Source organism: Aquirufa salirivi, assembly GCF_045310485.1.
Classification (GTDB): domain Bacteria; phylum Bacteroidota; class Bacteroidia; order Cytophagales; family Spirosomataceae; genus Aquirufa; species Aquirufa salirivi.
In genome coordinates, this window is record NZ_JBEWZH010000002.1 from 435,359 (window position 1) to 456,332 (window position 20,974).

General features: G+C 39.5%; 18 protein-coding genes. 8 read left to right on the plus strand and 10 right to left on the minus strand.

The window, feature by feature from the left end; all coding sequences use genetic code 11:
• Positions 1-2 precede the first annotated feature (2 nt).
• From U0R11_RS04200 to U0R11_RS04225, 6 genes are all read right to left on the minus strand, one after another.
• Positions 3-3,056 (minus strand): PVC-type heme-binding CxxCH protein, encoded by a 3,054-nt coding sequence (locus U0R11_RS04200; RefSeq protein WP_406749968.1) that lies wholly within the window; start codon positions 3,054-3,056, stop codon positions 3-5.
• 76 nt (positions 3,057-3,132) lie between these two features.
• A complete protein-coding gene (locus tag U0R11_RS04205; RefSeq protein WP_406749970.1) occupies positions 3,133-4,170 on the minus strand; it encodes a glycosyltransferase family 2 protein in 1,038 nt (345 codons plus the stop codon).
• Entirely contained in the window at positions 4,170-5,114 is a 945-nt protein-coding gene (locus U0R11_RS04210; RefSeq protein WP_406749972.1) for a glycoside hydrolase family protein, read from the minus strand. The genes U0R11_RS04205 and U0R11_RS04210 overlap by 1 nt, the downstream gene beginning before the upstream one ends.
• Positions 5,115-5,163: 49 nt before the next feature.
• Positions 5,164-5,910, minus strand: a complete 747-nt coding sequence (locus tag U0R11_RS04215; protein ID WP_406749974.1) for an NIPSNAP family protein — start codon at positions 5,908-5,910, stop codon at positions 5,164-5,166.
• 320 nt (positions 5,911-6,230) lie between these two features.
• A complete protein-coding gene (locus U0R11_RS04220) occupies positions 6,231-6,803 on the minus strand; it encodes a hypothetical protein (protein WP_406749976.1) in 573 nt (190 codons plus the stop codon).
• A 63-nt stretch (positions 6,804-6,866) separates the two neighbouring features.
• On the minus strand, positions 6,867-8,039 hold the full coding sequence (locus tag U0R11_RS04225; RefSeq protein ID WP_406749978.1) for a PepSY domain-containing protein: 1,173 nt from the start codon (positions 8,037-8,039) through the stop codon (positions 6,867-6,869).
• Positions 8,040-8,245: 206 nt separating this feature from the next.
• Here U0R11_RS04225 and U0R11_RS04230 point away from each other — a divergent pair, with 206 nt between their 5' ends.
• On the plus strand, positions 8,246-8,389 hold the full coding sequence (locus U0R11_RS04230; protein WP_406749980.1) for a hypothetical protein: 144 nt from the start codon (positions 8,246-8,248) through the stop codon (positions 8,387-8,389).
• A gap of 78 nt (positions 8,390-8,467) precedes the next feature.
• Positions 8,468-9,298, plus strand: a complete 831-nt coding sequence (gene lgt, locus U0R11_RS04235; RefSeq protein ID WP_406749982.1) for a prolipoprotein diacylglyceryl transferase — start codon at positions 8,468-8,470, stop codon at positions 9,296-9,298.
• 11 nt (positions 9,299-9,309) lie between these two features.
• Here the strand turns inward: lgt and U0R11_RS04240 are convergent, their stop codons facing one another.
• The 3 genes from U0R11_RS04240 to U0R11_RS04250 are packed head-to-tail and all read right to left on the minus strand — an operon-like array spanning position 9,310 to position 12,492.
• The gene (locus U0R11_RS04240; RefSeq protein ID WP_406749984.1) at positions 9,310-10,317 is read right to left on the minus strand and encodes an aminotransferase class I/II-fold pyridoxal phosphate-dependent enzyme; all 1,008 of its coding nucleotides are present in this window, start codon (positions 10,315-10,317) and stop codon (positions 9,310-9,312) included.
• Positions 10,310-11,332 (minus strand): dipeptide epimerase, encoded by a 1,023-nt coding sequence (locus U0R11_RS04245; RefSeq protein WP_406749986.1) that lies wholly within the window; start codon positions 11,330-11,332, stop codon positions 10,310-10,312. The genes U0R11_RS04240 and U0R11_RS04245 overlap by 8 nt, the downstream gene beginning before the upstream one ends.
• A gap of 2 nt (positions 11,333-11,334) precedes the next feature.
• Entirely contained in the window at positions 11,335-12,492 is a 1,158-nt protein-coding gene (locus U0R11_RS04250; RefSeq protein ID WP_406749987.1) for a molybdopterin molybdotransferase MoeA, read from the minus strand.
• 88 nt (positions 12,493-12,580) lie between these two features.
• Between U0R11_RS04250 and moaC the strand changes: the two genes are divergently transcribed.
• Entirely contained in the window at positions 12,581-13,054 is a 474-nt protein-coding gene (moaC, locus tag U0R11_RS04255) for a cyclic pyranopterin monophosphate synthase MoaC (protein WP_406749989.1), read from the plus strand.
• Between the two features lies 1 nt (position 13,055).
• Entirely contained in the window at positions 13,056-13,715 is a 660-nt protein-coding gene (locus U0R11_RS04260; RefSeq protein WP_406749991.1) for a thiamine diphosphokinase, read from the plus strand.
• On the opposite strand, the gene U0R11_RS04265 is transcribed toward U0R11_RS04260, so the two are convergent.
• Positions 13,712-14,968: a replication-associated recombination protein A gene (locus tag U0R11_RS04265; protein WP_406749993.1), complete on the minus strand. Its 1,257-nt coding sequence runs from the start codon at positions 14,966-14,968 to the stop codon at positions 13,712-13,714. The two genes, U0R11_RS04260 and U0R11_RS04265, sit on opposite strands and share 4 nt — an antisense overlap.
• A 130-nt stretch (positions 14,969-15,098) precedes the next feature.
• Between U0R11_RS04265 and U0R11_RS04270 the strand changes: the two genes are divergently transcribed.
• From U0R11_RS04270 to U0R11_RS04285, 4 genes are all read left to right on the plus strand, one after another.
• Complete coding sequence (locus U0R11_RS04270) at positions 15,099-16,022, plus strand: sugar phosphate isomerase/epimerase family protein (RefSeq protein WP_406749995.1); 924 nt, start codon at positions 15,099-15,101, stop codon at positions 16,020-16,022.
• Between the two features lie 130 nt (positions 16,023-16,152).
• Entirely contained in the window at positions 16,153-17,487 is a 1,335-nt protein-coding gene (locus U0R11_RS04275) for an amidohydrolase (protein ID WP_406749997.1), read from the plus strand.
• 75 nt (positions 17,488-17,562) lie between these two features.
• A complete protein-coding gene (locus U0R11_RS04280; protein WP_406749999.1) occupies positions 17,563-19,686 on the plus strand; it encodes a bifunctional aldolase/short-chain dehydrogenase in 2,124 nt (707 codons plus the stop codon).
• A 15-nt stretch (positions 19,687-19,701) separates the two neighbouring features.
• Positions 19,702-20,973: a TIM barrel protein gene (locus tag U0R11_RS04285; protein ID WP_406750000.1), complete on the plus strand. Its 1,272-nt coding sequence runs from the start codon at positions 19,702-19,704 to the stop codon at positions 20,971-20,973.
• Position 20,974: the final 1 nt, after the last annotated feature.

Below are 20,974 nucleotides of genomic sequence, written 5' to 3' on the forward strand. Positions count from 1 at the left end.
GTTTATTTCTTTTTTAAGGTAGTTAAATATTCGACTAAGTTGACTAAATCCGAGGTGCTCATGGCATCTGCCAATCCTTCAGGCATCATGGAATTAGGTAATTGCTTGACTGATTTTAAAGCGGATGTTTTAAAGTTTTGTATCATCCCTCCCGGTAATTTCAAAATGATATCGGTCTCATTTTTGGAACTTATGATTCCTTGGTACGTTTCTCCAGACTTGGTTAAGATTTCATAGGTTTCAAAACCAAAATTTATCCCGGCATTGGGGTGCATGATGGATACAAACATGCCGTCTTTGGATAATTTAGAGCCAATTTCCGTTAATTTTGGCCCAAAATCGATACCTTCTTGGTACACTTGGTGGCACATAGAACATTGATCGACAAATACCTTGATACCTGCTTGCGCGTTTCCTTTTTGTCCTAAAAGGCTATTCAAATCAGGATGTTTGGTTTTGGTATTTAGATTACTACCACCCAAATAGGAATTGGCTTCCATCCTTACGGCTTTTCTCCAAGTTCTACTGACACCTTCCACTACAGATGGAATGAATTCGGTCATTACTTTTTTGTTTTTCAAGATATCCAACACATAGTTTTCTCCATTGGCAGAGTTACCTAAACTTCTAGCAGCCTCTTTTCTAATGCTCATGGATAGGTTTTTCTGATTCATCGCATCAAATAAGAGCGACAAGGTACTTGGCTGACCAATCCAGCGAATGGATTCAATGATGGCTTTTTGTTGGTCTTCCTTGCCAGCATGGAAGGTTTTGGCAATCAGGTCTGCACCTCCATTCAATTTGTATATGACAGAACCCGCTTTTCTACTTTGTTTGCCCGACAAAATCATCTGTAAAACCTTCTCTTTTTCTTCAGCAAGTTCATATTTTTCCACCAACTCCAGATATTCCATTTCGGAGGTTTTAGGTAACAAACTACGTAATACTTTTTTTGCATCGGCATTGGATGCAATGAAGGTAGGATTGATATGTCTTAATCCAATTAACTGAGCCTCGGTTTGTCCTTGGAAATTGTTAGAAATCAAATCAATTAACATCCCTGATTTTTTTTCACTAGGAATGAAGTCTAGCGCTCTAAAATAACGAAGTTTTTGGGCCAAAGCTTGATTGCTTTTTAATTCAGTAAAGATATAGGGAAGGGCATTTTCTGTTCTGGATCTCCACACCACATCTTGGAATGCTGCAGAAGAGGGATTAATTGAAAGTGCCAAATAAGCATTGAGACGGCTGTTCCAAAGGCCATCTGCCCCTATACCTAGGGCTTCTAAATACCAACGGTCTTGCCCTATATGTTGCTGGGCTAATTGAGCCCAAAGGGCATCCACTTGTGGGTCTTGAATATGTCTCAAAGCAATGGCTAATTCTCTACGCACTTGTGGATTTTCATCCTTTACCCAAGCAGCAGCAAGTTCTTTCCATTGATTGAAAGGAGTTCTTTTTGCCTGCCGAATGGCCATCATGCGAATATCAGCCATTCCATCATTTGCTGCCAAACGTAAGTAATGCTGAGCTTGACTAGTTTTCATCAATGCCCAGAAAGCTCGTGCTTTCATGCGGGGATTTGTATTATTTTGGTAGGATTTTTCTAAGGCAGCTTCTGCTGATTTACCCCAAGTCATTAATTTTTTGAATGCCAAATACCTTTGAGCCAAATTAGCATTCTCCAAAGCCAGAATCGCATTTTCTGGAGTATTGAGTGGCATGGCTTTAACTTGATATGCATGACCTTTAGGTGCAACTCGATAAATTCTACCTTTTGTTTGGTCACCTGCTTGATGTCCTCCCACACCTGGATCATACCAGTCGGCAATAAATAGTGAGCCATCGGGTGCAGCTGTAACGTCAGCCGGCCTAAACCATTGGTCATTGACCCCTTCTACTAAAGGTAAAATACTGGCTTCAAAACCGGCACCTTGGGCTTTAACGGGATAGCTACGAACTACATTCGGACCTGCGTCGCAGTGTATCATTTGGTTTTGGAAAGCCTTAGGTAACAAACTACCCTCATATAAAATCAATCCTGTAGGAGACCCAGAACCCGTTTGCAATAAATTGGGAACAACGCCAGGGTCATTCAAATGCCAATGCCTTCTTGGAATTTCTGGTTCAATATTTGTACGATTGGCAGACCAACCGGCATCACTCATTTCATCACGGTAACCATAATTTCCATGTTCCATCACAAAATTGATGCGCACCCCCTTATTACCATCATCATCATTGTCTGATTGCCATAAACCGCCATATGAATCAACGGCTACTTCGTAATTATTTCTGAAATTATGACCTAACACTTCCACTTGAGATCCGTCAATGTTACATCGGAAAGCCATGCCTTGCTTGTATTTTTTCGGGCCAATCGGGTCCCCATCTTGATCTAAAACCGCTTTTCCTTGAGCATCCAATAATTGTCCCCCTTCATTACCAAAGTTGAAATACAATTTGCCATCTGGACCAAAAGTAAAGGCGTGAGCGCCATGATCATGTTGCTCACCTCCAATTCCTTGAAACATCACTTCCTTACGATCTGCTTTTCCATCCCGGTTGTCGTCAAACATTTTCCAGATATAAGGACTTTGAGAAACGATGACCATGGAATCAAGTACGGCAATGCCCAGCGGGGCATTTAATTCGGGAGATTGGTAAAATATTTTTCTTGAATCCGCTTTTCCATCCCCATTCGTATCCTCTAGAATCAAGACTTTGTCGCCTTGTGGGTTAGTTGGATTTCCATTGATATTGGGACGGTAGTTATAAGCCTCTACGACCCAAACGCGACCTTGGGCATCTACATCAATGTTGGTAGGATTTTGGAGCATCGGCTCCGATGCAAAGAGGGTAATTTCTAATTCAGGATGTATTTTTAATCCTTTTAAGGCATTTTCAGTTTGTCTTTTTTGTGATTCAGTTAAGGAATCCAATAAAACTTGACCCCATCGGGACGACTGATTTTTATAAAACGAGGATGCGAATAATAAGGCAAAGAGAGACAATGCCGACAATAAAAAAGGCTTTTTAGAAGATGTCCAATTCATAAGTAGTTTTTTTCAACGTAGAATACTTATAAATTTCAATTAAAACCCTGTAAAATCCTAATGGGTTTACCCTGATTTATGACCTAATTCCAAAAAAACGATTCATTTTTTTCCGAAAGGTTAAATAGGCTAAAAAGGATTCAGCCGTAAATACATATTCTTTAAACAGTCTTTTCCAATCTTCCAGCTGGAGTTTTTGAGGGGAATGTGCTGATGCTTTCCATAAATAAAAGCATCTTTTTAGAAATGAATTTTCATTTTCAGTGATCCTTGTTAAAAGTAAATGGTATTCAAAAAGGATGGGCTTGATTAAATCTTGGTATTTGGTACGGGTATACTCATTGATTTTGGAATACATGAATATACGATTTTGAATGAATGCAGCAGATTTGTTACTATCCGTATAACTCATGCCACCTTCGTTTTTTCGATAAACAGACATGGTTTCTGGTAAGTAGGCGATAGGTCCCTCTTCGGCTAGAATAACGTAGAGAGGAATATCTCCGCTTTTGGAATGAAAAAACCAATCGGGTAAGGTCTTCACTAGCTTTTTTCGCATCATGACACTGGCAGTTGCCATAAACCACGCTTCTCGTTCTTTTAATAGATCTGTTGATTGAACCCAAGGTGCTTGATCCAAGGGATTAATGAGGGATGGTTCTCTTCCTGTGCCATCTTCATAAATGATTTGGGCATTATGAAAACAGGCAGATGCCTCTGGGTGGCTATCTAAAAAATCCACTTGTTTTTGAAGTTTATCAGGGGAAGTCCAATAGTCATCTCCTTCAATATGCACAATATATTCCCCTTGGCAATCAAAAAAACAATGTAGGAAATTTACTTTTGCCCCTACGTTTTCTGGTCGGATATAAGCTTTTATTTTATCAGGATATCGGTCTGCATAGGTTTGGATGATGGAAGCCGTTTGATCAGGGGAGTGATCTTCTCCGATGATGATTTCAAATTCAAAATCTGTTTTTTGGTGCAGAATATTGTCTAAACAAGTTTGGATATAATTTTCATGTTTATAGGTAATCAGGCAAACGGATACCTTGGGTAGTTTGGCCGTTTGAGGATTACCATAAAGCTGATGATTCAGGTAGCTAAAATCCATTATTTTTCTTCTAAAATAGCATAACCTACACCGCTTTGACCGAAATGATTACCATTGTAAAACAGGATGGTTTTATCTTGATGGCGGATAACCAAGGGATATTCAATCATTTCATAATCCCAATCTTGCTCATTGCCACTCACATCGATACCAGCTAATCCATCTTGTCTATTCCAATGGATACCATCCTTTGATTCAGCATAATAGATACGGTAAGAACGAGAGCGATTCGTGCGATAATCCGTACATGCTCTTGCTGAAAACCACATTTTATAGATGCCATTTTCAATTAAAACGGTAGGTCTTGATATTCCTCCTTCTATTTCATCTCGGTAATCGATGGCTACTTGTCCTTTTCTGTCCCAGTTGATGCCATCCACAGATTCTGCGTATTTAATGTGGTAGCATGGCTCCATTAAATTGCCATCTGGAAGCCAGTGGGTACAATTTAAATACCACACTTTATAAATTCCTTGGTCAAAAAGAAAGCAAGCCGAGCCATTGAAAAATGGTTCAGTGGCCGTGGTGCTGATGATGGGTCCTTGGAATTTTTTAGTAAAATTTATCCCATCCTTAGAGGTGGCTAGACCTAGTGCATTGTGGTAAGGAATGGTATTTCTAACGGTCCAACCAATGTAGTAAAGCCATTTTTCTTCACCGTTTTGTAAGAACCAAGTGGGCATGATACCACAATCATCAAAGGTTCCAGGAGCCCCTAAGCTTAAAATAGGCTCAGGATGAACGTATAATATGGTGGATAAATTATTGGAATCTAATTCAATGAAGGAGGCTTGACAGCGCCCTTTAGAATCGCGAGCGGAATAATATAAACGGATTCGATCCGTGTAATGGGTGTCAGCACAGACAACGTGTGCATATTTTTTTTGATTCCATTCAGATTGACCGTCTGGACAAAAGAGTAATCCTTGCTTATTCCAACGCATAATTTTTCTTTGTTGTCCCGAAATTTCGGGACAACAAAGATACAAAGCTTTATCGGATAGTTGAAAATGTCGTAGGATGCATGTAGATAGATTCTACTTTGTCGACAATTTTTCCATTCTTTTCTGATTCGTCGCGTGCTTTAATCCAATTGGGATCTTTTCTGAATTCGTCGAAAGAAGCTTTTCCGGCAGCTTCACTGTTGTGAGCTAGAAGATATACTAAACGAGGTTGTACAGAAGGATCTTTTTCAATCGTCTTAAAATAGGCAATGTTCGTCATACCATGTTTTTTGAACAATTTGGTGGTATGATTTCTGAAACGAGCCAAGATGTTGTCGATATTATTAGGAGTTGCCGTATAGGTTCTTAATTCGATGGCACGGTCAACACTTTTAGATGAAGGCTTGATTTTTGGACTAAAATCGGTGGCCATCATGAATGTGCTTTCTACTTTCGCAACAATTTTACCTGATTCTTCAGATTTTCTAGCAACTTCTCGCCATTCTGGATCGCGACCAAAACGCTTCCAAGAACTATCACGTTCTACTTGATTTGGGTAGGATAAAATGTAGTAAAGAGCATTTTTTTCATTGTTATTAGGAATCCAATAACCCACATTGGTCATACCATGTTTTTCAAAAATTTTGGTGGTATGGTTGGTGAATCGTTGGATTAAAGCGTCTAATCGGCCAGGGTGGCAATAGTAAACGCGTAATTCGTAATAACGGCTGTCTGGTTTTTTTGCTATCATCTGAATGGAGATGAATAAAAGTAGGAGTGTAAATAATTTTTTCATAGGTTAATTTGGGGGTAAATGGTTGTCATGTGATGGTAATATGCTTAATCGGCTTTGTGATTGAGCTAAGATTTGTCAATTGTGCTAAGATTTGTCAATTGTGCTAAGATTTGTAACCTGTGCTAAGATTTGTCAACTCTTCAAGAGTTGACAAATCTAATCTTCAAGAGTTGACAAATCTAATCTTCAAGAGTTGACAAATCTAATCTTCAAGAGTTGACAAATCTAATCTTCAAGAGTTGACAAATCTAAGACAAAAGTATGAGTTGAGATAAGATTCTTGTCCTGCTTTCTGATTATTTTAATCAACTCTTTGATTTTTAGTTACCTAGGCGATTTGAAAGGATCTTATGAACTACCATAAAAAGCATTTCAGGTTTGGCTGTACGCCAATTGGGGATTTGTAAGGTCCCTCCAAAATTGATGTAATAATCGATTTTATATTTATTCCATTCTTTTTCAATGAATTCGGGGAAACAAAGTCCCGCTATCCAGCCATCTTCTACTTCTTCAAACCACTCAGCATAATAGTCATCTTCCCAAGAACCATGAAAATTAAAGACATTTTCACCTACAAGTATGAAGTATTTGATCCCCGCAGCTAATAAATGATCGATCACCCCACGTTTAAATAACATGATATCATTGTGTAGGGTATCGTTCCATTCTCCCATCAATTCAATGATTGAAAATTGTAAGGGATAATCCGTAAAAAGTATTTTGCAATAGAGTGTTTCTGAGTCGATTTCGTCCCAAAGCGGGTGAATGTAATAGCTGTAAATTGTGTGTATATATTCCGTGTTGGAATATGTTCTCCCGTAAAATGGAGATTTGGGGTCATGGGAAGCATTGTAGATAGATTCCCATTGATAGGAAGGTTCAATTTCTTGCATATCACTCGAAATAACAAAAAAAGGCTTGCGAGAGCAAGCCTTTTTAAACAATCAACCTAATAATTAAAGTTTATGGGCACTCTTGAAATTTCCAGAGAGGTCAAATTCAACTTTATACTTTTTATCCGCAACCGTAATGATTACTTCAATTTCATAAGCGGCACCATCTTTGCTGACAGAAACAGCCTTGCTTAATGTCCAGCCAGCATAAGTTTTATCTAAATAAGATATAGCTGCAGCAGGGATTTGATCTTTTGTGATGGCCGTTAACGTGAAGTTGGCGGGGTTCGGATTGTCTTTAGGACCTTTTCCAGGATTGGCAACAACATTGAAATCTTTATCAAACATATAGGCTTGTGAATTTGCTCCAACGGTTACCACTACATGGTAGTGAATGGCTACATTATCTTTTTGAACTGAAAAGGCATTTTTCAATGTCCAGCCAACGGCGTTTTTATTTAAATAATCAATAATGGCTTGGGGAAGGGTTGTAATTTCAGTTTTTGTGATCTTGATGTCATCTTTGCTTTCTTCTTTGCTAGAAAGAATTTTTCCAGTGGCATCGATCTTAAAATCCCAGACTTTACCATCCTTTTCAGCGTGAATATGGTAGGTAGCAACCCCATTCCCATCTAAACGAAGTACCGCATTTTTGAAAGTATATCCAGTAATAGCCGCTTGAACTGCAGCGGGAAGCTCCGTTAAAGCTAAATGACTTACTGCCGCTCCCATGCCTTTTCCTCCTTTTTCACCTTTTTTGCCTTCTATCGTGGAAATCATGGCACCCGTTTCATCAAACAAGATCGAATAGACGGTGGTATCTACTTTGATCTCAACTCGATACGTCACTGGAGTACCTGAAGTCTTTTTACCTGCATGAATGAAGGTATAACCAGTATGTTTTTCCTTTAAGTAGGTCGTTATAGCCGCAGGTAATTCAGCTTCAGTAATTCGGGTAAATGCTTCTTTGATTTCCCCAGTTTTGTTTAATACCACTTGTGATTCCGTGTTATTTACCACAATGTTAGCTCCATACAAGGAATTACTTTGTAATACATAATAATCTACTTGGGCAGATGGATAAGTAGTTGATACAGTTGTTTTAACAGCAGTTGGAATGAAATTCTGGCTAACAAATCCAGTGGCATCCGTTGTCGGATTCAATGCGTCTTCTTTAGAGCAACTTGCTAAGCCAATGGAGGCTACTATGGCGAATGTAAGCAATGGTTTTTTCATGAGTATAAATTTTAATTTGACTGTTAAACGGTAAATGATTTCATTTTCGTATCAAAAATATACGATGTGTCGTTACACTCATGCAACCAATCGACCAATTGACGCATCTTGACTACCAATCATCACAATAAAACAAACAATTATAGTACCTTGTATTGCAAAGTACTATATGTTTACTACATTTGTCTATCAATAAATTAAACATTATGAAAAAGAAGTTTGTTGTTCTACTACTTGTTGGAGTGCTTTTTGCCTCAGATTCTTTCGCTTTAGGATTTCCTCATCGATTATTTCCTGCTAAAGTGTTAAAGAAGGCAGTAAGTCTAGTGATTCCAAAGGTTCAAAAATAGTTGGTAGCATCTTAGACGTTTGGCAATTATCCTAAATTTTGTCTTAAATTTGGATTGCTATATTTAACGTCAATCCCCATGATTTTATCGTTTATTGATTGGAATCCCGATCCAACTATCTTTGAACTTTTCGGTTTTCCTGTTCGTTGGTACGGACTTTGTTTTGCCATGGCTTTTCTAGCAGGCTTTCAGGTATTAAGTTTTATTTTTAAGAAGGAGGGTAGACCTATTGAACAAGCGGATCATTTATTGATTTATGCTATGATGGCTACCGTGATTGGGGCTCGTGTTGGTCATTATTTCTTTTATGAATTCCCTTTATTACAAGCGGATCCCATTCGGTTTTTCACACAAATGATTATTCCACCCTATTCAGGTTTGGCATCCCATGGAGCAGGAATTGGGCTTTTTACCGCATTTTATTTATATACCAAAAAATACCCAGGTCAATCCTATTTGTACGTAACTGACCGTGTGGTTCCTACCGTCGCTTTAGGCGGATTTTTTATACGGATGGGTAATTTAATGAATTCAGAAATTGTAGGAAAACCTACGGATTTACCTTGGGGATTCAAGTTTTATCGAGACACGGAGTTTAATTCCATGGGAAATGCTGAGGTATTAGCTAGGCATCCATCGCAACTATATGAGGCTTTATCTTGTTTGCTTCTATTTTTCATCGTCATGTGGTTTTGGTCCAAGAAAAAAGAGAAAACGCAAGAAGGCTTAATCACAGGTTGGTTTATGATTGCCTTATTTGCGCTTCGCTTTTTCTATGAGTTTTTTAAAGAAAATCAAAGCGAGTTTGAAAATTACATGACCCTAAACATGGGGCAAATCTTGTCGATACCAGCGATGCTTTTTGGAGTAGCCGTTTTACTTTACGCCAAAAAAAATCCGGCACCTTGAAAATTATAACTTTATTCATGAAGAAGCTGACTTAATTCCAAAAGGTCAGCTTTTTTTAATGTCGCATGAATGGAGGCTCTAGCAATGGCTGGATCATTCCATTTAGGATAAGAAAATTGATTCATTTTAAATCCATGCGCTTCTAATCGTTGGATGATATTTTCATTATCCGTGCAAAACGAAGGATGACCCACGGCCCAGTTGATGGACGTATCATCCAGCTTGGATTGAAAAAAGTTTATGTGTTCTACCAATTTCTCCCTTTGTTCTACATATGCTTCTTGAGCATTCAAACAAGCAAAACAAAATGCCAAATTGGGAGGGGAGCTTCCAATCCACATGGGATCTTTTTTAATTTCTTCAATCTGATCTTTTGGACCAAGAATAATACCTGCCGGAATTCCGTAAGCTTTTGATAAAGAGGCGGTTTGTATTATGGTTGCCGAACTATTTATTTGAATATCTTGAACGCCTATTCGATGAGATTCGTCAACTAAGAGATACTGATCTGGATGTAGTTCTTTGGCCCATTCAAAATCAAACAATTCAGCCAAGGGAGTTCTGATTCCATCCGTTCCTAAGATCTTAACTTGCTCCACTATCCCATTCTGAATCCATGTCTCCCGACTACCTTCCCAAGGAGCATGTTGAAACGTGGTGATAGCAGGGTGGCTATGCGGGGCAAGAGAGTAAGTAGCTTGAGGGAATTGTTTGAGTAAAAACTGAAGGGCGATTTGTCCTGCAGCAAAACCCGAAGAGCAAAGTGCCGCCGCTTCATGACCCAATTTTTCCGCCAATACATGTTCTAAATCATCCCATACCGAAAACTGAATATTGTTTTTTCGGGAACTTCCCCAGTTTTGAGGGAATAGGTCAATTCCTTTTTTTAGTTGTTCATTAAATAAGGGATGCTCGCCAATTCCTAAATAATTGGTTCCACCTAACCAGCGAAAGTCTTTTCCATGGATATGAATCATCCGACCAGGAATGGAATTCGCAAAATGCATAAAATTAGCCATGCTGAATTAATTTTGCTCCGGTTCCTCCTTCTTTGGCATAGATAACGTGGCCAAAATCGATACGTATTCCTTGTGAAATGTTATCTTCCACCAATAAGCATCCATCCATATCCACAAAATCCAAAAGTGGCAATAATTGGGCAATGGCCGAGCAACCAATTGTAGATTCGGTCATGCAACCTACCATGATTTTTAAACCTAAATTTCTGCCTTGATGAATCATACGTAAAGCGGGCGTAATGCCACCACATTTCATTAATTTGATGTTAATGCCATGAAAATATTCGGCACATAGGGCAACATCTGATTCGGTTATGCAACTTTCATCGGCGATGATCGGTAATGCAGATTCCTTTTTCAAACGTTTCATTCCTTCCCAATGATCTGCCTTGAGTGGCTGTTCTATGAACTCCACTCCTAAAGCTTTTAATTTAGGGGCATATTCTAAGGTTTGTTCGACCGTCCAAGCGGTATTGGCATCTACCCGAAAAACAGCATCCGTTTCTTTTCGGAGTGCTTCAATAATTTCAATATCCTGATTTGTACCTAGTTTGATTTTATATAAAGGAAAAGGCATTTCCTTCATTTTTGCCACCATAACGTCGATCGTATCCATACCAATCGTATAATCCGTCATGGGATTATGTGAAATGTCCAAACCCCATAATTGGTACAAGGCCTTGTCATGTGTTTTCCCCCATAAATCCCAATATGCCACATCCAAAGCACACAAGGCGAAGGGATGGTCATCTAATAGGGTTTTGGACATCATTTTCCAGAAATCATTGGGATGTGGAAGTATGTCGCTAGGTAAAAAAGAACGAATACTTTCTAGCTGCGATACCATTTTTTCCATGGTAACTCCATAATAGGGCGTTTCCGTAGCCTCTCCATAGCCACTTTTTCCATGCCAAGTTAACTCCACAATGAGCGTTGGTTGCACATCCCTAGATTCATGCGTGATGGTGAAGGTATGCTTCAGTGGCAAATCAAAGGTATGTATGTGCAATTCCATAGCTACAAAGGAAAATAGATTAATTCTTCACTCGTATCATTCGCTTTTTGCCAAGCTAAAGCATCAGCATGCTGCCAATGGACTAAGTCGCCTGAACCATTATGTTTCAAGACTTGCGCTTGTTGCTCACTTGTCCATTGAATAGGAATCCAATGATCTAAATTAGCTAATGGGGCGGGCAGGCCTGTTATGTTAACTTGTGGAAAAGGAGTTTTTTGATCTTGTAACCAAGATAAAAAATAAATAGAAAAACACACCAAAGTAGAGATGGGATTTCCGGGAAATGCGAAAATTACTTTTCCATCTGCTCGACATCCTACCCACAAAGGTTTACCCGGTTTTTGAGCAATCTTATGGAATTTGGCTTCAAAACCTAAGTCCTTTAAGATACCAGTAATATAATCTTTCTTCCCAGCAGAAACTCCACCTGATAACAATAAAACATCACTTCTTTCTAAGCTTAATTTTAGGGCTTGGTGGATGATCGTGGGATCATCGGGCAAATGATGGTGTTGGGAAGCGATTCCTACATGCTTCAATGCAGATTGCATCATAATGGAATTGGAACTTCTGATTTGATAATCTAATGGTGTAGCTTCTATAGGAACCAATTCATCTCCTGTTGAAAAAACATGAATTTCACCCAATCTTTCAATCCACAATTTGGAATATCCGACACTGGCTGCAATGGCAATATGGTTGGCTTTTAATCGCGTTCCTTTTTTTAAAATGACTTGTCCTTGACGAATATCGCTTCCTCTTTGGTGAATGAAATTTCCTTTTTCTATGATCTCATTTTTGCATGTAACCCACCTTTCTCCCTCTTTTTCAACAAATTCCAGGTCTTCTACTTTAATAACCGCCACCGCATTTATAGGAAGTGGAGAACCTGTCATGATTTCCCAAGCACCATTTGGGGCTACTAAGGTTTTTTGAACTTCTCCAGCATAGGCTATCCCTTCCCATTTCCATTCTCGCATAGTTACATTAGCAATAGCTATACCATCCATCATCACCCGGTCGAAAGGAGGGAAGTCGCGATCTGCTACTAAATCTTCCATCAAAATACCTCCCAAACAATCAATCAGCGGAACTTGTACTTTTTGTCTCGGAACGGGTATATCTTGTAATATTTGAAAAGCTTCTAGGGGTTTTAACATATCTTTTTTGTGAGCTGAATCTATAAATTTCTAAAAAAATCGATGAAATGACTCAATAGATGTATTTTTGTTTTTAATAAGTATCAATATGGCAGCAGAATTTTCACATTTGGACGCTCAAAATCAACCCGGTATGGTGGATGTAGGCGCTAAAAATACGACCACGAGAGAAGCAAAAGCTCAATCCATCGTCTATTTGGGGGCGGATATCATCCAGCATTTCGAAGCAGCGGGTTGGCAAAATAAGAAGGGGAGTATCTTACAAACAGCCATCATTGCCGGAACTATGGCGGCTAAAAGAACTGGGGATTTGATTCCACTTTGTCACCCTTTGGGCTTAGATGCTTGTTCTTTTGATATGGATGTTCAAGCTGAAGAAATCATCATCACCTGTACTTGTCGACTGCATGCCAAAACGGGTGTTGAAATGGAAGCATTGGTGGGAGCTAGTGTTGCCGCATTAACCATTTATGACATGTGCAAATCTGTTTCCAAAGGTTTGGTTATTCGAGAAACAAAATTATTGTCTAAATCGGGCGGTAAATCAGACTTTCAAGCTTAATATGTCTTCTCACCACATCATCCGAGATAAGCAAGAACCCGCCTTAATCATTGCGAATGGAGAGGCTTGTTCTATCGATCTTTTAGAGCAATTGCTGGAATGGTCTCCTACGGTCATCGTCTTGGATGGTGCATTGGAACGAGTGGTGGAATTGGGTATTAAAGTGGATGTTTGGTTAGGAGATTTTGATCGATCGTTTAGTTCAGGAAATAATTACGATGATTATCCCTTGAAGAAAATTCATACGCCGGATCAAAACAAGACCGATTTAGAAAAGGCTTTTGACTATTTAATCGAGGAGGGCTACCCTAGCGTGAATGTGGTTTGGGCTACAGGAAAACGCATGGATCATACGCTCAATAATTTTCATTCCATGGCCAAATATGGTCGAGATTTGAAAATAGTGATGATTGATGACTATTCAGTCAGTTATTTATTGCCTCCCGTTTTTGAAAAGTGGTATCCGGAAGGTACATCCATTTCATTGATGCCTTTGGCGGAGGCAAAACAAATATCTAGTTCTGGATTGTTGTATGAATTAGATCAATTGGATCTGTGTATAGGCCAAAGAACGGGCTCAAGCAATGTGACGAAAGCGGATGGGATGGTGAAAATCTCCTATGAAAGTGGACAATTACTCTTGATGGAGTGTCACGATTAATCTTCCTTATTTGTATTTTTTGAGCGCATTTTATCTTCTGCAGGATTATTGGCAGGCTGATAAAAAGTCGGGATTACGTCCCATTCGGGCATATAGTTTTGCGCTACCCAATGGCCCGGGTAATTGTGAGGGTATTTATAATCAGCTCCATAATTCAACTCTTTCATGAGTTTGGTAGGAGCATTTCTTAAATGTAAAGGAATAGGTAAATTCCCTGTTTTTTCGACAAAAGCTAAGGCTTCATCAATAGCCAAATAGGCAGAATTACTTTTTGGGGAATTGGCTAAATAAATAACGGTTTGTGAAAGGATAATGCGGGATTCTGGATTTCCGATAACACGGATAGAATCAAAACAAGCTTGGGCTAATAATAATGCATTGGGATTTGCTAAACCAATATCTTCGGAGGCTAAAATAAGTAATCGTCGACCAATAAATTCCAAGGATTCTCCGCCTTGAAGCATTCTGGCTAACCAATAAACAGCGGCATTGGCATCTGAACCTCGAATGGATTTAATGAAAGCCGAAATGATATCGTAATGCTGTTCTCCATCTTTATCGTACAAAGCCAGGTTTTTTTGTAACCTTTCTGTTACTAAAGCATTGGTGATGGTCAATGCATTGGAATTAGCTGAACTCACCAATAATTCAAACAAATTGTATAATTTCCTACCATCTCCGCCTGAAAAATGATAAAGAGCATCGGTTTCTTGAAGCGTGATTTCTTTGCCTTTAAAAAGTGGATCCACTTGTATGGCTTTTTGTAGCATGTGAACCATGTGGCTTTCAAGCAACGGTTGTAATACATACACTTGGCAACGAGAGAGCAAAGCGGAAATCACTTCAAAAGAAGGGTTTTCTGTGGTAGCTCCTATTAAAGTCACGATTCCTTTTTCTACTGCACCTAATAAAGAATCTTGTTGGGATTTTGAAAAGCGGTGAATCTCATCGATAAACAGGATGGGAGAATTGGCTTCAAACATCCTGTTTTTCTTGGCAAGTTCCAAGGTTTCACGTACCTCTTTTACACCTGAAGATACCGCAGAAAGGGTGTAGATCGTCCTTTTTAAGGCAGTGGCTAATAATACAGCTAAGGTGGTTTTACCAACGCCCGGAGGCCCCCACAAGATACATGAAGGTAAATGTCCGGCATCAATAGCCCTTCGAAGGGGACCTTGGGGCCCCATTAAATGTTCTTGTCCAATATAGTCCTCCAATAAGGAAGGACGCATTCGTTCGGCGAGCGGTTGCATAGAATTCGAAGTTACGCTTTTTAACTAAAACCCGAGATGGAGTTTTGATGAATCAGGATAAATAATCTCAGAAAAGGATAAATAATTCATTTAGAATTCTAATTTTGGAAGATAAATAAATCTAAAAATTATGAATTCATCGCGTAGATCATTTTTACAGAAAGGAGCTATTGCTTTAGGAGCAGCAGCCTTTACTTCATCGACATGGGAGGCCTTAGCCAATGCCAAAGCCAAAAAAATAGTAGGTGTTCAATTGTATTCCATTCGGGAGGACATGAAAGCAGACCCTATGGGTACTTTAACGAAATTGGCAGAAATGGGCTACAAATACGTAGAGCATGCTAATTATGTGAACCGTAAATTTTATGGCTGGTCGGCCCAAGAATTTAGAAAAAGATTGGACGGATTAGGTATGAAAATGCCGAGTGGTCATACCGTGATGGGTAAACAACATTGGGATGAGTCTAAAAAGGAATTTACCGATTTGTGGAAATATACCGTTGAAGACGCCGCAGTTTGTGGTCAAGAAATTGTGATCAGTCCATCTTTGGATAAGTCGATCCGTACTTCGTCTAGCTTATTCAAAACTTACATGGATGTATTTAATAAGTCGGGGGAATTATGCCAAAAGTCGGGCATGCGTTTTGGATATCACAACCATGATTTTGAATTTTCTGAGAAATTGGATGGCGTAACTTTGTTTGATTTAATCATGGAAAATACGGATTCGAAATTGGTTGCTCAACAATTAGACATAGGTAATATGATTAATGGAGGAGGAGTTCCTGCTGATATATTGAAGAAATATCCGGGTCGTTTTGTTTCCATGCACGTAAAGGATGAGATTGCAGCGGCTCCAGGACATGGAGAGAAATATGAAAGTACTATTCTAGGAACAGGAATTATATCTGTGTTGGATATGGTGAAATTGGGAGAAAAGAAAGGTGGAACTAAGCATTTCATCATTGAGCAAGAATCATATCAAGGTAAAAAGCCGATTGATTGCGTGAAAGAGGATTTAGAAATCATGAAGAAGTGGGGTTACGTTTCTTAAAAATGCTCAGCTCGATGGATTAGGAATCTTGAAGCTGTCATAGGATTTGATTTTTTGTATATTGCATGAATGAATTGTCAAGGAAAGAGCTCCGCTCTTTCCTTTTGTTTGCTATAAAATAAGCCCGAATATGAAAGCATTTATTTATTTACCTGCCTTATTACTCCTTGGCCCCTTGGCTTTTTCTCAAGCCTCACTTAAGCCAATCATCAATCAAAAAGCGAAAGCCATGGAATCGAAAACGATTTCTTGGAGAAGGGATTTTCATGAACATCCCGAATTGGGAAATAATGAAGTCCGAACAGCTGGTATTATAGCGGCGCACTTGAGGTCTTTGGGTATTGAAGTACAAGAAAAAGTAGCTAAAACAGGCGTGGTGGGTATACTGAAAGGAGCCAAACCTGGACCTGTGGTAGCTTTACGAGCCGACATGGATGGATTACCTGTGACAGAACGAGGAGATTTACCCTTTAAGTCGACAGTCACAACGGAATATAACGGCCAAAAAACAGGGATTATGCATGCCTGTGGTCATGATAGTCACATGGCTATTTTGATGTCGGTGGCCGAAATTTTGGCCTCTGAAAAAGCCAATTTAGCAGGTACTGTGAAATTTATTTTTCAGCCAGCAGAGGAAGGAGTATATGGAGCTAGAGGAGAGAAAATTGTTTCAGGGGCTGAATTAATGGTTCAGGAAGGTGTATTAGAAAACCCTAAAGTGGATGCTATTTTTGGCTTACATATCATGGCGGAGGCTGCAACAGGAACGATACAGTATCGTCCAGGAGCTACCATGGCCGCGGTAGATGAATTGGATATTCAAGTCAAAGGAAAGCAAGCTCATGGAGCCTACCCTTGGCAAGGGATTGATCCAATAGTCATTTCTTCTCAAATCATTTTGGGGCTTCAAACTATTGTTAGTAGAAACGTTAATTTACCTGAAGATCCAGCGATTGTAACGGTAGGAGCTATACATAGTGGTATTCGATATAACATTATTCCTGAAAGTGCGAGTATGATTGGAACGATTCGAACTTTTGGAACTGAGCAAAGAAAATTAGTACATCAACGTATTATGGATATTGCGACCAACATAGCCAAAAGTGGAGGGGCAGTGGCAGACGTACACATAGGTACGGGTTATCCTGCGACCATCAATGATGTGAACTTAGTAGATAAAATGCTTCCTTCGCTTATAGAGTTGAATGGGCGAGATAAAGTGCTTTTAAAGCCAGCGCACACGGGTGCAGAAGATTTTAGTTTTTTTCAAGAAAAAATCCCTGGATTCTTTTTCTTTTTGGGAGGAAGACCTTTGGATAAGTTGAACGTACCGGTGGCGAGTCACCATACACCTGATTTTCAGATAGATGAGTCTGGATTTCAGCTTGGAGTGAAAGCATTGAGCCATTTAGTGGTCGATTATTTTGAACAAGCCATGCCGGTGGCAAAAAAGAGTAAGAAATAAAAATAGGACTGTCCTTATAAAGACTAGGACGGTTTTAACTTGACAAGATTTAATTTTACTGAAAAAAAAGGAGATATGTCCCAAAATTATCAGCATGTATCCTACCTGTGGGAGGATTCAAAAGCAGCGTCTTTATCTGGAAACGAGGTAGATTTATTTATTTACAGATCCAATATTCTTGGAGCAGATTTAAGAATTACAAACTATGGAGGTGGAAATACCTCTGTCAAAATAAAAGATAAAGATCCTTTAACTGGACAAGAAACAGAAGTGATGTGGATTAAGGGTTCTGGTGGAGACATTGGTACTTTGAAAAAATCAGGATGTGCTGCCTTGTATTTGGATCGTTTATTGAGTTTAGAGAATGTTTATCGTGGTTTAGAGCATGAAGATGAAATGGTGGAATTGTTTAACCATTGCATCTTTGATTTAGCTTCTAAAGCACCGTCCATTGATACACCTTTACATGGTTTCTTGCCATTTAAACACATTGATCACTTGCACCCTGATGCTGCAATTGCGATCGCAGCAGCTAAGGACGGGAAGAAAATCACCGAAGAATTATTTGGAGGACAGATAGGTTGGGTTGGCTGGCAGCGTCCGGGATTTGATTTAGGTTTACAGTTGCGTGCTTGCTTGCAAGAGGCAGCAGCGAAAGGGATTCAATTGCGTGGTATCATGTTAGGTTCACATGGTTTGTTTACTTGGGCTGATACATCCTATGATTGTTATTTAAACACACTTGACGTAATTGAGAAGTGTGCAGAATATATTAAGCAAAATGAGGGCAAGACAAGACCTGTTTTTGGAGGTTCTAAAATTGCTTCCTTAGAAACGGACAAACGTATTTCTCAAGCGAAAGCAATTGCACCAGTGTTGAGAGGTTTCTGTTCTTCATATGTGCAGATGATTGGCCATTTCTCCGATGATGAGCGTGTGCTTCAATTCATTAATTCGAATGATTTGGATGTATTGGCTCCATTGGGAACTTCTTGTCCAGATCACTTTTTACGCACCAAAATTTCCCCTTTGGTATTGAATTTGAAGCCAGATCAAGATTTGTCGGACGTAGACGGAATCAAGGCACAAATTCAACCTTTGTTTGAGGCTTATCGTGTGATGTATGCAGAATACCACGCTACTTGTGCTCGCTCAAACAGCCCTGCGATGCGTGATCCAAACCCAGTGGTTATTTTATATCCAGGTGTTGGTATGTTTACTTTTGCGAAAGATAAGCAAACGGCACGTGTGGCGGCAGAATTCTATACCAATGCCATCAATGTGATGCGTGGTGCGGAGGCAATTTCTAAATACACGTCATTACCTCGCCAAGAGGCATTTGATATTGAGTATTGGTTATTGGAAGAAGCGAAATTACAGCGTATGCCAAAACCTAAAAGCATGTCAGGCCGCGTGGCATTTGTGACAGGTTCAGCGGGAGGAATAGGTAAGGCTATTGCTAAGAAAATGGCTCAAGAAGGTGCTTGCGTGGTGATTAACGACGTGAATGCAGAGCGTATGGAGGAGGCAAAGAAGGAATTTACCGCTTTATTTGGTAAAGATTCAGTATCTACTGTCTTAGCCGATGTTACTAGTCAAGAATCCATTGAAAATGCGATGGGTGAAGCATGTTTAGCCTTTGGTGGGGTGGATGTGATTGTGAACAATGCAGGAATTAGTATTTCAAAAGGTATTTTAGAGCATACTCAACAAGATTGGGATCGCTTATTTGATATTTTAGTGAAGGGCCAGTTCTTAGTTAGTCAAGCGGCTGTGGCCATTATGCGCAAGCAAAACTTAGGTGGAGATATCGTCAATATTGTTTCTAAAAATGCTTTTGTGGCGGGTCCAAATAACGCAGGTTATGGTTCGGCTAAAGCTGCACAGGCACATATGACGCGTTTATTGGCAGCTGAATTAGGGCCAGATCGCATTCGTGTGAATACGGTGAATCCAGATGCGGTGATTGCAGATTCCAATATTTGGGCCGGTGGTTGGGCTGAAGGACGTGCTAAAGCATACGGAATTAAGGTAGAAGAATTGCCTGCTTTCTATGCGAAGCGTACTTTATTGAATCAATCTATTTTACCAGAAGATATTGCCAACGCATGTTATGCATTTGTTGGTGGATTATTGCATAAATCTACCGGAAATGCATTGAATGTAGACGGAGGAGTAGCAGCAGGATTTTTACGTTAAATCGCAGAGAATTACATGTTTGTTGGAGAGAAATTACACGACCACAATGCGCTTCGTTTAGCTGCGCACGAAAGAAGATATGCTTTTATTCAATCGGAGGTAGCCATTCCATCTGATTTAATTACCAAATTGAAAGATTTTCAGATCGCGATTCCATCTTGGGCCTTGGGCACAGGTGGGACGCGATTTGGTCGTTTTTCAGGAGGTGGTGAGCCCCGGAATTTGGAAGAAAAAATTGCAGATGTGGGTTTATTGCATGCATTAAACCAAACTTCTGGAGCCATTTCTTTGCATATTCCATGGGATAGTACCACGAATCCTTCAGCCATAAAAGCATTAGCTGCTCAACATGGTTTAGCCTTTGATGCAGTGAATTCAAATACGTTTCAGGATCAAGCGAATCAAGCTTTGAGCTATAAATTTGGTTCATTGCAACATGTGGATGCAGCGGTAAGAAAACAGGCCGTTCAGCATAATATTGAGGTAATCCAGCAAGGTATTGAATTAGGTTCTAAGTCATTAACTGTATGGTTGTCTGATGGATCTTGCTTTCCTGGTCAATTGAACTTTAGAAAAGCATACGAACGCACTGTTGAAAGTTTGAAAGAAATATATGCCGCTTTACCGGGCGACTGGAAGTTGTTTTTAGAATATAAAGCTTACGAACCTAATTTCTACTCAACTACCGTAGGAGATTGGGGTCAATCGTATTCCATGGTGAATAAATTGGGCGAAAAAGCATTTACCTTGGTGGATTTAGGTCATCATTTACCCAATGCCAATATAGAGCAAATTGTTTCTTTATTATTGATGGAAGGTAAATTAGGAGGATTCCATTTCAATGATTCCAAATATGGTGACGATGATTTGACTGCTGGTTCCATCAAACCCTACCAATTATTCTTGATTTTCAATGAATTAGTGGATGGAATGGATACCAAAGGTATGAATCATGCTAAAGATTTGGGTTGGATGATTGATGCTTCTCACAATGTAAAAGATCCTTTAGAAGATTTATTACAATCGGTGGAGGCCATTCAAATGGCCTATGCCCAAGCCTTATTAGTTGATCGTACTGCATTGGAAGCAGCCAGAAATGCCAATGATGTGGTAGCTTGTCAGGAAATCTTGCAAACAGCGTTCCGCACGGATGTCCGTTCACTGGTAGCACAGGCAAGATTGGAATTAGGAGGAGCCTTTGATCCTTTGGCTTTGTTCCGTGACTTAGGTATTAGAAATCAGTTGATTCAACAAAGAGGAGCCAAAACCCAAGCTACGGGATTATAAG

Excerpts from the sequence above, each read along its gene's own strand:
- U0R11_RS04200 (WP_406749968.1), bottom strand. The coding sequence starts at position 3,056 with ATGAATTGGACATCTTCTAAAAAGCCTTTTTTATTGTCGGCATTGTCT.
- U0R11_RS04205 (WP_406749970.1), bottom strand. The coding sequence starts at position 4,170 with ATGGATTTTAGCTACCTGAATCATCAGCTTTATGGTAATCCTCAAACG.
- U0R11_RS04210 (WP_406749972.1), bottom strand. The coding sequence starts at position 5,114 with ATGCGTTGGAATAAGCAAGGATTACTCTTTTGTCCAGACGGTCAATCT.
- U0R11_RS04215 (WP_406749974.1), bottom strand. The coding sequence starts at position 5,910 with ATGAAAAAATTATTTACACTCCTACTTTTATTCATCTCCATTCAGATG.
- U0R11_RS04220 (WP_406749976.1), bottom strand. The coding sequence starts at position 6,803 with ATGCAAGAAATTGAACCTTCCTATCAATGGGAATCTATCTACAATGCT.
- U0R11_RS04225 (WP_406749978.1), bottom strand. The coding sequence starts at position 8,039 with ATGAAAAAACCATTGCTTACATTCGCCATAGTAGCCTCCATTGGCTTA.
- U0R11_RS04230 (WP_406749980.1), top strand. The coding sequence starts at position 8,246 with ATGAAAAAGAAGTTTGTTGTTCTACTACTTGTTGGAGTGCTTTTTGCC.
- lgt (WP_406749982.1), top strand. The coding sequence starts at position 8,468 with ATGATTTTATCGTTTATTGATTGGAATCCCGATCCAACTATCTTTGAA.
- U0R11_RS04240 (WP_406749984.1), bottom strand. The coding sequence starts at position 10,317 with ATGGCTAATTTTATGCATTTTGCGAATTCCATTCCTGGTCGGATGATT.
- U0R11_RS04245 (WP_406749986.1), bottom strand. The coding sequence starts at position 11,332 with ATGGAATTGCACATACATACCTTTGATTTGCCACTGAAGCATACCTTC.
- U0R11_RS04250 (WP_406749987.1), bottom strand. The coding sequence starts at position 12,492 with ATGTTAAAACCCCTAGAAGCTTTTCAAATATTACAAGATATACCCGTT.
- moaC (WP_406749989.1), top strand. The coding sequence starts at position 12,581 with ATGGCAGCAGAATTTTCACATTTGGACGCTCAAAATCAACCCGGTATG.
- U0R11_RS04260 (WP_406749991.1), top strand. The coding sequence starts at position 13,056 with ATGTCTTCTCACCACATCATCCGAGATAAGCAAGAACCCGCCTTAATC.
- U0R11_RS04265 (WP_406749993.1), bottom strand. The coding sequence starts at position 14,968 with ATGCAACCGCTCGCCGAACGAATGCGTCCTTCCTTATTGGAGGACTAT.
- U0R11_RS04270 (WP_406749995.1), top strand. The coding sequence starts at position 15,099 with ATGAATTCATCGCGTAGATCATTTTTACAGAAAGGAGCTATTGCTTTA.
- U0R11_RS04275 (WP_406749997.1), top strand. The coding sequence starts at position 16,153 with ATGAAAGCATTTATTTATTTACCTGCCTTATTACTCCTTGGCCCCTTG.
- U0R11_RS04280 (WP_406749999.1), top strand. The coding sequence starts at position 17,563 with ATGTCCCAAAATTATCAGCATGTATCCTACCTGTGGGAGGATTCAAAA.
- U0R11_RS04285 (WP_406750000.1), top strand. The coding sequence starts at position 19,702 with ATGTTTGTTGGAGAGAAATTACACGACCACAATGCGCTTCGTTTAGCT.